At 61.2% G+C, this 14146-nt stretch carries 10 protein-coding genes; 8 read left to right on the top strand and 2 right to left on the bottom strand.

Going from position 1 to position 14146, the window contains the following annotated elements; all coding sequences use genetic code 11:
• Positions 1-5: 5 nt before the first annotated feature.
• Together FHT29_RS33330 and FHT29_RS33325 are read right to left on the bottom strand one after the other, a co-directional pair.
• Complete coding sequence (locus FHT29_RS33330) at positions 6-1376, bottom strand: MATE family efflux transporter (protein ID WP_168601114.1); 1371 nt, start codon at positions 1374-1376, stop codon at positions 6-8.
• Entirely contained in the window at positions 1376-2527 is a 1152-nt protein-coding gene (locus tag FHT29_RS33325) for a GNAT family N-acetyltransferase (RefSeq protein ID WP_168601113.1), read from the bottom strand. The genes FHT29_RS33330 and FHT29_RS33325 overlap by 1 nt, the downstream gene beginning before the upstream one ends.
• Positions 2528-2853: 326 nt before the next feature.
• Between FHT29_RS33325 and FHT29_RS33320 the strand changes: the two genes are divergently transcribed.
• The 8 genes from FHT29_RS33320 (at position 2854) to fhuB (ending at position 13943) form a co-directional block, all read left to right on the top strand.
• On the top strand, positions 2854-6858 hold the full coding sequence (locus FHT29_RS33320; protein WP_168601112.1) for a non-ribosomal peptide synthetase: 4005 nt from the start codon (positions 2854-2856) through the stop codon (positions 6856-6858).
• A gap of 24 nt (positions 6859-6882) precedes the next feature.
• Complete coding sequence (locus tag FHT29_RS33315) at positions 6883-8202, top strand: lysine N(6)-hydroxylase/L-ornithine N(5)-oxygenase family protein (RefSeq protein WP_168601111.1); 1320 nt, start codon at positions 6883-6885, stop codon at positions 8200-8202.
• Between the two features lies 1 nt (position 8203).
• On the top strand, positions 8204-8947 hold the full coding sequence (locus tag FHT29_RS33310) for a 4'-phosphopantetheinyl transferase superfamily protein (protein ID WP_168601110.1): 744 nt from the start codon (positions 8204-8206) through the stop codon (positions 8945-8947).
• Positions 8948-9088: 141 nt separating this feature from the next.
• Positions 9089-9679 carry a sigma-70 family RNA polymerase sigma factor gene (locus FHT29_RS33305; RefSeq protein WP_168601109.1) on the top strand — a complete coding sequence of 197 codons (591 nt, stop codon included), beginning with the start codon at positions 9089-9091 and terminating at the stop codon, positions 9677-9679.
• Between the two features lie 44 nt (positions 9680-9723).
• Positions 9724-10197 carry a GNAT family N-acetyltransferase gene (locus FHT29_RS33300; RefSeq protein WP_168601127.1) on the top strand — a complete coding sequence of 158 codons (474 nt, stop codon included), beginning with the start codon at positions 9724-9726 and terminating at the stop codon, positions 10195-10197.
• Positions 10198-10244: 47 nt separating this feature from the next.
• Positions 10245-11057 (top strand): ATP-binding cassette domain-containing protein, encoded by an 813-nt coding sequence (locus tag FHT29_RS33295; protein WP_168601108.1) that lies wholly within the window; start codon positions 10245-10247, stop codon positions 11055-11057.
• The gene (locus tag FHT29_RS33290) at positions 11047-11955 is read left to right on the top strand and encodes an iron-siderophore ABC transporter substrate-binding protein (RefSeq protein ID WP_168601107.1); all 909 of its coding nucleotides are present in this window, start codon (positions 11047-11049) and stop codon (positions 11953-11955) included. The genes FHT29_RS33295 and FHT29_RS33290 overlap by 11 nt, the downstream gene beginning before the upstream one ends.
• Complete coding sequence (gene fhuB / locus FHT29_RS33285; protein ID WP_210255632.1) at positions 11952-13943, top strand: Fe(3+)-hydroxamate ABC transporter permease FhuB; 1992 nt, start codon at positions 11952-11954, stop codon at positions 13941-13943. The genes FHT29_RS33290 and fhuB overlap by 4 nt, the downstream gene beginning before the upstream one ends.
• The last annotated feature ends 203 nt before the right edge of the window (positions 13944-14146 follow it).

Raw genomic sequence — 14146 nt, 5'->3', positions numbered from 1 at the left:
CTTGGTCAGGAGTGAAGTGTCGATCGGCCGCTCAGTTGCCCCTCGGTTTCGGCCGGCAGAATGGCAAGCCATTCTCTCCGCGCGACGAAAAGGCCGAGCATGGCGGCTAGGATTGCAGCCGCGGCGGGAGCTGCGGACACGCCCGCAAAACCCATCCAGAGCGGCAGCAGGAGCAGAAGCGGAATGAGGAGGTAGCCTTGCGGCGCAAGGCCTACGAGCGCGGACAAGCCCGCCCTGCCCCGGGATTGCAGCATCACGAGCAGCACGGACTGAAAGGCGGCCAGGGGAAAGACCGGAAAGAGGGCGCGCAGCCACGCCACCGCCTCATCGACGACCTGCGGACGACCGGTGAACAGCCGCGCCATCGGTTCCGCAGCAACAAACAGCAGGATGGAATAGAGCAACGCGACGGGCACCGTTACCGCCAGCATAATGCGGATCACGCTTTTGAGCCGCAGCGCGTCGCCAGAGCCGAAGGCATGGCTGACGACGCTCTGGGCCCCAAGGCAGAAGCCGAGGATGGGAAGCTGACCCAACGTCATCAGTCGAACGGCAATCGCAGTGGCCGCCACTCCGGTGTCGCCACCATGGACCGCAGCCTCACGCATCAGCACGAGAAAGCCGAACCCGGTCACGACGCTCGTGGCAGCGGCGGGAACGCCGATCCTCGCCATCGGCCGCAGCAATTGCCAGCGAACCAATCCGCTCGTCACGCGGACCGTGCCCCATCTGCGGATGAAATAGACGGTATAGCAGGCAAGTGCCGCCAGGGCGGAAAGGATGGTTGCCAGCGCGGCGCCCAATGCGCCAAGCTTGAAGAGAAAGATGAAGAGGGGATCGAGAACGGCGTTGAGTGCGAAGCTTGCGATCAGCACGATCATCGAAAAGCGCGAGTTGCCCTCGGCAATCGCAATGAAATCGCAGACCGCCTGCAGCAGCCCGAGAGTGACGCCGAAGGCGAGCAACCGTCCATAGTCGAGGCCGGGCGCCAACAGACTATCGCTCGCGCCGAGCGCACCGACAAAGTCGGGCAGTCCGAGATAGATGAGCACGGACAAAACAATGCCGAGCGGGATCGTCGCAGCGAGCGCGGTCGCGGCAACCGATGAGGCGGCCGTCAGATTGCCCTCGCCGAGATGGCGCGCCAGAAGCGTGGCGAGGCCAATGCCGAGCCCCTGGCCGGCAGCGGTAACCAGCAGGAACAGCGGCATGACCAGGCTGATGCCTGCCAGTACCTCCGGCCCGAGAGCACCAAGAAAGATCGCGTTTATCGCGTGATGCCCGGCGCTGGCGGCCAACCCGGCCACGGCCGGAAGCGCGACCGTCATAACGAGCCGCAGGATGCGCAGATCGTTCATGTCGACGGATGCTTTCATCACGCGGCATCCCGCGCTAGCGAACCGAGCACGGGCAGACCATCGCCATCCGTCAGACCGGAAAGGTCCGGCGAGAGCAGCCGATCCATGAAGAAACGCTCGCGCAGCAGCATGACCAGCAACGCCTTCTTGTGCGGAAACTGGATGTGCTTGATCTTGGCGAAGCCGGACCGGTCAAGATTGCGGATCTGCTGGCTGTGATGGTGGATCGGCTCGCCGACAATGCGCCGTGTGCGCGGATCGGCGAGGAACATGTAGTGCATCAGCGACGGCAGCCAGGCGCTGACGAAGGTCTTGCCGCGGAAGTCATCTTCTCCGATCGCCACATGCCAGCCGCGATCATAGCCGTCAGCGTCAAAATGCGGTCCGATCCGATCTTCCTTGGCCCAATAGAGCTCGAAATAGCCGAAGGGAATACCGCCGAAAGTCCCGATCACCGGTAAGGTGCGCGGATCGGCAAGGCGGCCGGCAATAAAATCGCGGTGATAGGCGAGGTCCCCGCTGTCTTCCCAAATGGCGGCGACCCGAGGATCGTTCATCCAGCGATGGAAATGCTCGAGGTCGGCCTCGACATCGGCCACGTGAAATCCAAGCTGGGTATTCAGCCAGGGTATAAAACGATTGTAGACCCGACCCGTCGGCTTCGGCGGCCTTTGCGGATGAAGGGCGCCGTTCGTCAGGATCGGCACCTCCGGATAGGCGTGAGGAATGCTCCCGAGCCAAGGCTTCGTTTGCTGAAAGAAGCTTTCGGGGCGCGCGATCAGACGGTCTCCGCCCTGCTCGATCACGCCCAAATTCAGCAGGCGCCTGACGAGGCTATCATCCGCGAGCTTGACCTCCACGCAGCCCAATTGCGGATTGCAGGTCAAAATGGCTTCCAGCACGGCGTTGACAATATCGTCGGCGGCAACCGCCACCGTTGCCGCGGATAGAGTGTCGAAGACCAGAACGTCGGCGGGACCCGACAGATTGCCCGAGGCTACCTCCACTCCATGATATTCGACGCGGAAACTGCCAGACATCAGCCCGTGCGATACGAGAAGCGGCTGGCCGCAGGCGAGCGCATGGCTCGCAACGCCTGCGGCCGGCAGACGCAGATCGAATGACTGCGACGCCATCGTTTCGCTCCTCATCGCTACGGAAGCATCCATAGTTCTTCTCCATCTCTCGAAACCGCGCGTCATTGGAATCGGCAAGGCCGCACACAGCGCTAATTCCGCAGTGACGAACGGTGCCCCGTAAAATTCAAAATATTTTTCGGAAATAATTTTTGAGATTTTTCTGAATTTCTGCGAATCCCGTTCGTTATGCAGCTGCGTCGATGTAATTCACGGAAGAATCGAATTTATTGGCGCCGTAAAGTCAATATAGATAACGCGTTTAACTCAATAGTTATTAAAACTATTGGGATATGTACATTATTACACTTTACTACGTTCGCTATGTATTAAATATCTTCGAGGAGAACGGCGAAGAAATGACTATCCATGACCGGAATGCCAATGCGGTTGATGACTCCGATCACGTCGCGAAATGCTCGCTATCGCCGACACAGTCGCGAATTTGGCTTCTATCAGAGACGGGCAACGAGGTCATTTATGGACGGCAAATTCTCGCTATCGCCTTCCCTCCCATCGCTCTTGCAGTAGCGCGCAAAGGGCTTGCGGCACTTTCGCGTCAACATCCGCTCATCACATCGGAATTCGAGGCTCGAGCCGGCGGCGCTGTGCAGCAGATCCTGAGGAATAGTCGTCATGTCGATGTGATCGAGGCGGATTTGGCTGCCGACGACAGTCTGGACGAGGCGTTTGCAGCAGCGGCCTCGGCGGAACGAGCGCGCGCCATAGATCTCGCCAGCGGCAATCCCGCCCGTTTCGTTCTGCTGTTAAGGAACGAGCAAGCAGTCGGCGCGGTATTTTCTCTCCACGCTGTTCTTGCCGATGCGGCAACGCTCGATCTGCTCGCGAAGGATTTCCTGCGCAATATACGCGGCAGCGCCAATGTGCTGGCTGATATTAGCGAAACCGCGCTCCCGGACGCAGCATCCTGGATGACCGGCAATAGCGCGCCACGCAATCCGGCGCCGGAGCTCGTCGATTTCTGGTTCGAACGCCTGACGGCGCAGGAAAACATCGCGTCGCTCCCGCCGCAGGCATCGGCTGGAAGGGATATAGTCGATGAGGCATGGTCCGAGCATCTGATGGAGGTGCCCGCTCCAGAACAGCCTGCGCAAGCACAGCCGACCGCTGAAACGTCCCGTGACATTCTTGTCGCGCTGAGCATCGCCCTCCGTCGCCACACCGGATACGGCACCCAAAGGATCGGTTTGGTCACGCGGCCACAGACGCCGATTATCGCCGCGCGCAGCGAGGATGTGCTGATCCTCACCGCGGAACTGAATGGCGCCATGGGGCTTGAGGATGTCCGCAAGACATTCATCGAGGAAATCGAGACCGCGGCACGGCAATCCCTGCCCTTCGAGGCTCTTGCCGACGCATTGCTGCGACGTGACGAATTCTTTGACACCACCGGCCTCGTCAAGACGCTTCTCGATGTACGGCCGCCGCTCCAGTTTATGGAATCGGCCACGGATGGAACTCCGATCCGATGCCTCGTCGAGCCTCCGGCGCGCCGCGATGCCGAGCTTGTCGTCACTGTTTCCCGGGTATCTAAGGATAGACTTCGCATCGGGATCGGCTTCGATCCGCAAAAGCATGACCGTAAGCAGATCGCTCGCTTCGCCGATGATCTGGTTATCGCCCTTGCCCGGTTGGGCAGCAACCCCGGCGAGACGATCAAGCACATCCCATTCGTTTCGCCGGAACAACTGGACGGGCTGTCTGCGCCCTATCCCGACATACCCGAGCCGGATGACGGAGTGCCGATCCACGAGGTCATCTCCGCACAAGCCAGACGGCGGCCGCATGCCTTCGCCGTTGCGCAAGGGGAGAAGTCGGTCACGCACGGCGAGCTCGAGGCGGCGGCCAATCGGCTGGCGCATCGCCTGATCTCCATGGGGATCGGGCCCGAGAAGCGCGTCGCCATCGCGCTCGAAAAGTCGATCGATGCGATCGTCGCCATTCTTGCCGTGCTGAAATCAGGCGGCGCCTTTACACCGGTCGAGCCGGATCACCCCGAAGCGCGCAACCGGCGTATCCTGACCGCTCCCGGCCTGTCTCTCGTCATCTCCCGCACGCGGCACATCGCCAATCTGCCCGGCGACATCGCCACGCCGTATCTCAATCTCGACGCAACCGATCTCTCGTCGGAAAGCAGCGACGCGCCCGCCACCGCCATAGCCCCGCAGCAGCTCGCATATGTGATCTACACGTCTGGCTCGACAGGTGTCCCGAAGGGTGTCGCGGTCGAGCACGGTCCCTTGGCGCATCATTGCAAGGCGACCCTGCGCATCTACGAAATGAACGAGGACTCTTGCGAATATCCGGTCCTGCCATTTACGTCAGATGGCGGGCATGAACGCTGGATGGTGCCGCTGATGGCGGGTGGCGGCGTAGTGCTGACACAGGACAAGCTCGCCACGCCCGAAGATGCTTTCGCGATGATGAAGCGGCACGGCGTCAACAATGCCAGCCTTCCCACAAGCTACGTGCGCGGACTTGCCGAATATGCCGGTGAGAACAGCGACATACCGCGGCTGCGGCTCTATTCCTTCGGCGGCGAGGCGCTGTCGCAAGCGGTGTTCGACATGATCACCGAGAACCTCAAGGCGCAGATGCTGATCAATGGCTATGGCCCGACCGAGACGATCATGACGCCGATGATCTGGAAAATCCCGGCGGGAACCCGCTTCGAGGGGACGGTCGCGCCGATCGGCCGCGGCGTGGGCGAGCGGCGCATCTATGTGCTCGATGCCGACCTCGCGCCTGTTCCGGTCGGCGTGATCGGCGAAATCTATATCGGCGGCAGCGGCCTTGCACGCGGCTATCTCGGCCAGCCGGAGCTGACGGCGGACCGCTTCATTCCCGATCCCTTTTCGCTAGGCGGCAGACTCTATAAGTCCGGCGATCTCGGCCGCTGGCGGGAGGATGGCATCGTCGAATTCGCCGGCCGCGTCGATCATCAGATCAAATTGCGCGGCTTCCGCATCGAGCCCGGCGAGATCGAGGCCGTGCTGCGATCCGACCAGCGCGTCGCCGAAGCCGTCCTACTGCTGCACAATGAAGGCGGGCGCAGCTCGCTCGTCGCCTATGTGGTTCCGCGCGAGGGCGAAAGCTTAAGCGTTACCGAACTGCGCCGCGCAGCCATGACCGCCCTGCCCGATTATATGGTGCCGCAAACCATCATGATCATCGACAAGCTGCCGATGGGGCCGAACAGCAAGCTGGATCGCGCCGCCCTGCCCGCACCTCGCATCGAACGCGAACTGGTCGCGCCAGCAAGCGAGAAGGAAAAGACAATCCTCGACGCGTGGAAGGCCATTCTCGACATTGGCGATATCGGCGTCACCGAGAACTTCTTCGATATCGGCGGACAATCGCTGGCCGCCGTGCGCATCGTCTCACGCCTGAAGATGCGCCATCCCGAATGGCCGCTTTCGATAGCCGATATGTTCAATCATCCGACCATCCGCGACCTGGCACTTGCCATCGAGGGAAGCCGCGACGAGACCGGCGTCGACGTCGTCTATCTCCGGCGAAACGGCGACCGGCCGGTTCTCTATTGCTTCCCCGGCCTCCTCGTCTCGACGCGCGAATATATGCGCCTGGTGGATTATCTCGGCCCGGAACAGCCGGCGACCGGCTTCATTTGCTATTCGCTAACCGAGACCAAGACGCTCAGCACCCGTGTCGAGGACATCACGGCGCGCTATGCGGAAGCAGTGCGCAAGAAGGCCAAGGGTCGGCCCTGCGCCTTCCTCGGCTGGTCCTGGGGTGGGCTTCTTGCCTATGAGGCCGCCCGGCAGCTCGGCAATGACATCGACCTGCGCATGATCGGCATGGTCGATGTTTGCGACATGGACGAGGAATTCACCGTCGGCATCATGCCGCGCTTCGAAGACGGCATCAGGGACCGTACCCATGCCGCCGTGCAAAGCTGGCTCGCAACGACGCCGATGCGCGAGGATTGGAAGAGGCTCTTTGCCGCAATGGATGGCGAGGTCTACGAACAGTTCCTCCACCATATCGTCAAGCATAACGTCAAGTTGCCGACGGATGGTCCGGACATCGGCTCCGAGGAGCACACGTTCTGGATTCTGGTCGACAACGCGATGATCTTTCGAAACTACCGCCTTGCGCCTTCGGATTTCCGCATCCATGCCTTTGCCGCCGAGGATTCCCTCACACGCGCGCTCAACGTCATCGACTGGCGCCGCTATTCGCCGAACGCCACGGCCTCCGAGATCGTCAACGGCACCAACCACCTGACGATCATCGGCAAGACGCCATTCCACCAGCGCTTCGCCCGACGGCTGGACCACGCCTTTGCGCCGACCATCCTGCCCGCGGGCAAGAACAACTAATCGACATCCTTCTGGAGCTGCATCATGACATCGCACGTGCTCGACCTCGCCGGGGCCGGAATTGGTCCGTTCAACCTCAGCCTTGCCGCCCAGCTCGACTCCATACCGCAACTTTCGGTCCGCTTTTTCGAGCGGCGACCTGCCTTCGCCTGGCATCCGGGAATGATGCTGCCCGGCGCGGAAATGCAGACATCCATCCTCAAGGATCTGGTGACCGCCACCAACCCGACCAGCCCATGGAGCTTTCTCTCCTATCTTGTTGCACACAAACGCTTTTACCAGTTTCTTAATGCGGAATATGAGGCCGTTCCCCGCAAGGAATTCGCTGACTATCTCGCATGGGTCGCGCGCGGCCTGACGTCGCTTCGTTTCGGTGCAAGCATGCGCGAAGTCCATGCGAATGACGGTCTATTTTCCATCGCGACTGACGACGGCCCGGTTTGCGCCCGCAATCTCTCCGTCGGCGTCGGTAAGATACCGGCGCGCCCGGTCTGGGCCGAGCAACTGCCGAAGTCGATGACCTTTCACAGCAGCGAGGCCGCCACTCGCCTTGGCGACGTCAAGGCCCCGCGCGTTGCCATTATCGGCGGCGGCCAGAGCGGTGCAGAGATCGTCGATGCCCTCTTGGATCTGAACGCCGTCTCGTCGGTCCACTGGATCAGCCGCCGGCCAAATTTCGAGCCGCTTGATGCCACGCCCTTCACCAACGAGCTCTTCACACCGAGCTACATGGAGCGCTTTCACGAGCTTCCCGAGGCGTTGCGGCTCACCCACACGCGCCGGCAGGTGCTTGCGAGCGATGGCGTCTCCGCCTCGACCCTGAAGAAGCTCTATCGCCGGCTCTATGAAAGGAAGCTTGAAGCGGCCGGTGGCGCCGATCAGGGCATCTCGTTACGCCCCTTCCGCGATGTCGTCGCAGCCGAACAGGATGGTCCCGAAATCGCACTTACCATGCGCAATGGCTTCGACAACAGCATCGAGACGCTGGCGGTCGACATGATCGTGCTTGCCACAGGCTATCGCTTCGTCCTTCCCGAACTCCTGCATTCGCTTGAGAACCGCATCGAGCTCAACTCCATCGGCGAGCCGGTGCTGGAAAGCGATTTTTCGCTGACATGGGACGGCCCGCGCGAAAATCGCATCTTCGTCCTCAATGCAGGGCGCCACAGCCACGGGATTGCGGAACCGCAGCTCAGCCTTGCCGCCTGGCGCAGCGCCGTCATCGCCAATGCATTGCTTGGCCGTGAGCATTTCGATCTCGGTCAGCTCGATCCCATCGTCCAATGGGAAACCCAGCGACATCCATCCGAACTCCCTTCGCATCTAGGACAGGCTGCGGAATAAGGTGCTCGCCTTTCCAAAGGGAGAAGAGATCGCGCAGGTCGAGCTTCACAGCCTGCATTTGCGCGACGGACTTCATATCTCGACCGCTCTATTGAGCGACGCGGAAAAAGCGCGCGTCGCCGCATTTCGGTCACGCGATGCTGCGCGTTTGTTCATCGCCGGACGCCTTCTCTGCCGCAGCATTATCGGCAGAATGGTCGGCTGCGCGCCACAGGCCCTCACCATCTCGCTTACGCCATATGGCAGGCCGTATCTGCCGGATCATGCCGATTTCGACTTCAATCTTTCCCACACGACAGACAGGGTTGCTCTCGCCGTCTGCCGCGGCGGTCGCGTGGGAATCGACATCGAGCAGCCGGATAGGATTTCCGAAACCGAGGCGCTCGAAATCATGCCGTTGATTCTGTGCGAGCGGGAACTCGACGACATCCAGCGACAGCCGCCAGAGCAACGACACAGGACATTTCTCTCATATTGGGTTCGAAAAGAGGCTGTGTTGAAGTGCCGTGGCCGCGGCTTCCTTGATGATCCGAGAGGCATCGCGCTCGAGCCGGCGGGTACAACCGAAAATATGTTAAATCGGGCATTCGATGAAGCTAATTTCATCCGCTTCGGCTCTTGCCGTAGCGAAAATGCACCTAACTTTCTATGGGCCGTCGCGGCCTCGCAAATGCTATCCGAGCCTGTTTGGCAGCAGCATCCAGACGTTGGAAGCCTCATTGAGGATTGTTTAAAATTAAAATAAAATCAAATCACTAGCCGATGCAAGGAAAGATGGTTCCCAGCCTTTAGATTTTATCTTGACTAACACTATCATGTTTTATACGGTGCGCTGAAAAAGAGGGGCACACCGAAATGCAACTTTGGATTTCAGCGAGAGCCCGACATGATTGCCAACACTTCGCAGTCGACTTCCAATGAGCAACTTCAAACAGCCCTTCATGCCTATCCCAAGCTTCTCTCCATCGCGCGCCGGATCACCGGTAGCATGACATTGGCCGAAGATGTCGTGCAGGAGGTGCTTCTGCAATTGGTCTCCAAACCGCTCAAGCAGGACATAGCGGCACCAGGCCCCTATGTGATGCGCATGGTACGCAATCTGGCGACGGACCACATGCGACGGTTGCGCTATGAGAGAGGCCTGTTCGTCGAGGAAGAGGTCGGCGGCAACACGTCGGCCTACGGAAGCCCCGAAGAGCATCTGCACGAGGCGGAGGCATACAAAGCCTTCCGCTGCACGGTCGAGGCGATGCCCGCGAGGACGCGCAAGTTTTACGAGGAGCATTATTTCAAGGATGTTCCGCAAAACATCATCGCCAAAGAAGCCGGCGTCTCACGCGCCCTCGTTTGCGGCCTGTTGAGAGAGGCGCATTCACGCTGCCTCGCTGCAATATCGCTCGAGGCCGACCAGGATTATGCCGCCGGCCGCGAGCATAACCGGCGCAGAACACCACGAACCTCAGAGATGCGAGCCTGACACGGGAGCGCCGAATGACGCTACCAGCCGGTAAGGAAGAACAGATGCAGGAAGCTATCGAAATAACCGAATCCAAGGGCGATATTTGTCGTGCCATCATGTCGGAGCTGACGGACTGGTTCACAGAGCCGGAGGTCATCGAGGCATGTGCGGAAGCCGTCGAAACCTTGCCGATGTTCGGCTGTCTCGACGAAGGCACAGTTGCCGGGTTCGTTGCCGTACAGGCCCATCCTCCAGCCGCTATTGAAATCCTGGTCATTGCCACCCGGCGGCAGCACCATGGCAGCGGCGTAGGCAAGCGGCTGCTCGCCGCCGCCGAGCGGTTCGCTCGGTCCGCTGGTTGCAAGCTGCTGACGGTGAAGACACTTGCGCCGCGCGGCAAGGATGAACCGCAATACGACGCGACGCGCGCCTTCTATGACAGGAACGGCTTTATCCGTGCCGAGGTGTTCCCCACCCTCTGGCACGAGGACCATCCATGCCTGTTTTTCGTCAAGCCGTTAGCGGCCGCCAATTGAAGGCGATCGAAATATCACGAGGCCATGCTGCTTCAGCAGGAACGACCATGAAACACGAAACCATCGCCAAAGCCGGCCAGCATCCGGTATCCGTCTTCACGACGGAGGGCCTCCACTTCGACGTCGATGGCAAGACCATTCTCCATCCGCTGGATCTTACGTTCAATGCCGGCGAGATCTCGGGACTGATCGGCCATAACGGTTCCGGCAAATCGACCCTGATCAAATTGCTGGCACGCCAGATCCAGCCGACGGGGGGACGAGTCCTGTTCGACGGCGTCTCTGCCGCTTCCTATGACATGCGCGCCTTTGCCCGTGCTGTCGCCTATCTGCCGCAGGATACCACATCGGCCGCCGGCATGACCGTTGAGGAACTGGTCGCCTGCGGGCGCTATCCCTGGCATGGCGCCTTGGGCCGCTTCACCGATCTCGACCGCGAAAAAGTCGAGACCGCGATGCGGCTGACGCATGTCGACACTTTGAAGGGCCGGATGGTGGACACGCTTTCGGGCGGCGAGCGCCAGCGGGTCTGGATCGCCATGCTGGTCGCGCAGGACAGTCGCTGCCTCCTTCTCGACGAACCGACCTCGGCACTCGACATCGCCCACCAGATGGAGATCCTCGGCCTGGTGCGAGAGCTCTGCCGCACGAAGGGCCTGAGCGTCATCCTCGTGCTGCACGACATCAATGTCGCCTCGCATTTTTGCGATCACCTGCATGCGCTGAAACAAGGGCGGCTGATTGCCGCCGGCCCCGCGCCGAGCCTGATGAAGGCCGAAACGCTGCATACGATCTACGGCACGAACATGGGCGTGACAGCTCATCCGGTGCATGGAACGCCGCTCGCCTATGTCATCTGAGGATCATTTCCACGGCTTGAGGCTATCGCGCCGCAACGCGCTTCTTGCCGCCGCGGCTCTCCTTGCCGTCCCCCGCGCGGGACATGCCGGCGCGGCAGTGTCCGGACCGATCGTGTCGCTCGACTACGGCCTTGCCTCGACGCTGCTGGCGCTCGGCGTCACACCCGCCGCGATCGCCTCGCTTGCCGATTGGGACAGGTGGGTCGTCGAGCCGAAAATGCCGGCCGGGGTCGTCGATCTCGGCACCACCAATGAGATCAATCTCGAAATCCTGGCAAGCCTGAAACCGGCGCTGATCCTGACCACACCCTATCTCGCTCCCCTAAAGCCACGCCTGGAAGCGATTTCGCCGGTCATGGAGCTGACGATCTATGCCCAGGGCGGAGAAGCCCTGCAACGCTCCATCGAAGCCACTCGGCTGTTAGCCGCCGCCACCGGCCGTCAACAGCAGGCAACCGATTTCCTGACGCAGTCCGAGCAGTTCTTCGACGATTGCGCCAGCCGGGTGAACAGACTCAAGCCTCCGCCACTGGCGCTCGTCAACTTTGTCGATCAGCGCCACGCCCGCATCTATGGCGGCACCGGCCTCTATCAGAACGTCATGACCAGGATCGGCCTCAGGAACGCCTGGACAGGACCCGGCAATTTCTGGGGCTTCGAAACGATCGGCCTGGAGCAACTGGCAGCGCTCGATCAAAGCCTGCGGCTGATAGCCTTCGAACCTCTTATTCCACCAAATATACTCGACAATCTGCAAGACAGCCCCCTGTGGACCAGCCTTCCCTTCGTTAAGGCGGGTCGAGTCTCGGTACTGCCCGGCACGTTGATGTTCGGCATGGTTCAGGAGGCGGAGCGCTTCGCCCGTATTCTGCTCGATCACCTGGAAAAGCTCGCATGATCCGCACCAATGGAAACAATTCCCTCGGCGCCGCCGCCGTGGCGGTGACGCTGTTGGTGCTTGCCGGCTTGCTTGCCTGGCATCAGGTCGCGCCGGATTTTTCGCGGCTGATGGTGCAGGACGCCGGTTATGATCCGCAGCGCCTGTTGCTTATTTATTCGACGCTGCCGAGAATCGCGACTGCGCTGCTGGCCGGCGCGGCGCTCGCACTATCAGGCACTCTGCTGCAGCAAGTGCTGCGCAATCCGCTTGCATCACCCTCTACGCTCGGCATTTCCGCCGGCGCCAACCTGGCGCTCGTCGCCGTCATGCTCGCCTTTCCGGCGCTTGAGGGCTTCAGCCGCGATGCGGTCGCTCTGTTCGGCAGTGCCGCGGCAGCCGCCGTCGTTTTCCTGATCGGTGCAAGACGAGGCTTTTCGCCGTTTGCACTCGTGCTTTCGGGACTGATCGTCAGCGTCTGGAGCGGCGCGCTTGCTGCCATCCTCGTTCTGATGAACGACCGCTACCTCTCCGGCCTTTTCATCTGGGGTGCCGGGTCGCTGGCGCAGCAGAGCTGGACCATCCCCCTCTTGCTCCTTCCGAAAATCACGATTCTCACCATCGCCGCTTTCCTGATGGCGCGGCCGCTATCGCTTATGGAACTTGGCGACGGCGGTGCCAGCGGGCTCGGCCTTTCGGTGAAGCGGACCCGTATCGCCGCCGTCTGCCTTGCCATCGTGCTGGCCGCTATCGTGACCAGCGCCGTCGGCGTCATCGGCTTCATCGGCCTTATTGCCCCCCGGATCGCGCAGCTTTCCGGCGCGCGGCAGATGAGGAGCCAGCTTATCTGGTCCCCTCTCATCGGCGCAGGCTTGCTGCTTCTGACAGATGAGGCATTGGTGCTGCTCTCCGGCGCTTCCTCGACCTTCCTGCCGACGGGAGCCATTACCGCCCTGCTCGGCGCTCCGGTGCTGCTCTTGATGCTGCCGCGTCTGAAGACGATACAGCGTACTGTGCCGGCCCTTTCGCACAGCCCGAACCGGACTGCACACACCTCGCGAAATCTGCTCCTTGCAACGATCGGCGGCCTTCTCGCTCTGCTCGCCGGCGCAATCTTTTTCGGACGCGCGCCGGATGGTACATGGACTACCCTTGCCTATTTGAACTGGCCCGACGTGCTGCCCTATCGTCTGCCGCGTGTCATTGGCGCCTTTGCCGCCGGAGCGATGCTTGGCGTCGTCGGCGCAATCCTGCAGCGGCTCAGCGGCAACGAGATGGCAAGCCCCGAAGTGCTGGGCATTTCGGCCGGCGCCACCATCGGCGTCACAGCCGCACTCTTCATCCTGCCCGCACCCGGCATGGCCGCTCAGCTCGGCTTCGGCGGCATCGGCGCATTCACCGTCCTGCTTGCCATCTTCGCCTTCGGCATGCGTTCCGGCTTCGCACCAGAACGGGTATTGCTGACCGGCATCGCGCTGGGTGCCATGCTGGATGCCGTCATCAGCGTGCTTGCCGCCAGCGGCGATCCGCGCGCGATGACTATCATGCAATGGATGAGCGGATCGACCTATCTCGTTGATACATCGAAGGCGATTTCCGCCACAATTGCCGCTGCCATGGGCCTCGCGCTGGCATTCCTCGCCCGCCGCTGGCTTGATCTCCTGCCACTCGGACCACAGGCCGCACAGGCGATCGGCATCCGCGTCAACCTCGCCCGCGCATCTCTCTTCGCGCTGGCCGCCGCCATGACCGCCGCCGCAACACTCGTCGTCGGTCCCTTGAGCTTTATCGGCCTCATGGGGCCACATCTGGCGCGAGAGCTTGGGCTACGACGCGCAGCCCCCCAGCTTACCGGAGCAGTGCTCGCCGGCGGAGGGATCATGATGCTCGCGGACTGGTTCGGCAGGATGATTGTGTTTCCGTATCAAATTCCGGCCGGGCTGGTCTCGGCACTCGTTGGTGCGCCGTTGTTGCTGGTGCTGCTGATGAAGCGGCGCAGGACGGCATAAGATCCATGAAGGCTGGCTTCCGTCGCTCCTTCTCTTTCGCGACACAGTCTCATGACGCAGGCTGGAACACTTGCAGCGCCCAAAAGCATCACGTTAGAGCGCGATCGGCACGTAGCAGGCGCATTCTATTCAGTCGCTGGCAGACCTTAGTGACAGGTTTTGGCCGGTGGAATCGTAACAATCCGCTTCAATAAGCCGGTGAG

Source organism: Rhizobium sp. SG741 (assembly GCF_012275435.1).
GTDB lineage: Bacteria > Pseudomonadota > Alphaproteobacteria > Rhizobiales > Rhizobiaceae > Rhizobium > Rhizobium lusitanum.
The sequence above is the reverse complement of the archived record's forward strand: the minus strand, read 5'-3'. Positions and strand labels throughout refer to the sequence as shown.

Bases quoted from the DNA above. Each gene is read 5' to 3' on its own strand.
- FHT29_RS33330 (WP_168601114.1), bottom strand. From the start codon at position 1,376: ATGAAAGCATCCGTCGACATGAACGATCTGCGCATCCTGCGGCTCGTT.
- FHT29_RS33325 (WP_168601113.1), bottom strand. From the start codon at position 2,527: ATGGATGCTTCCGTAGCGATGAGGAGCGAAACGATGGCGTCGCAGTCA.
- FHT29_RS33320 (WP_168601112.1), top strand. From the start codon at position 2,854: ATGACTATCCATGACCGGAATGCCAATGCGGTTGATGACTCCGATCAC.
- FHT29_RS33315 (WP_168601111.1), top strand. From the start codon at position 6,883: ATGACATCGCACGTGCTCGACCTCGCCGGGGCCGGAATTGGTCCGTTC.
- FHT29_RS33305 (WP_168601109.1), top strand. From the start codon at position 9,089: ATGATTGCCAACACTTCGCAGTCGACTTCCAATGAGCAACTTCAAACA.
- FHT29_RS33300 (WP_168601127.1), top strand. From the start codon at position 9,724: ATGCAGGAAGCTATCGAAATAACCGAATCCAAGGGCGATATTTGTCGT.
- FHT29_RS33295 (WP_168601108.1), top strand. From the start codon at position 10,245: ATGAAACACGAAACCATCGCCAAAGCCGGCCAGCATCCGGTATCCGTC.
- FHT29_RS33290 (WP_168601107.1), top strand. From the start codon at position 11,047: ATGTCATCTGAGGATCATTTCCACGGCTTGAGGCTATCGCGCCGCAAC.
- fhuB (WP_210255632.1), top strand. From the start codon at position 11,952: ATGATCCGCACCAATGGAAACAATTCCCTCGGCGCCGCCGCCGTGGCG.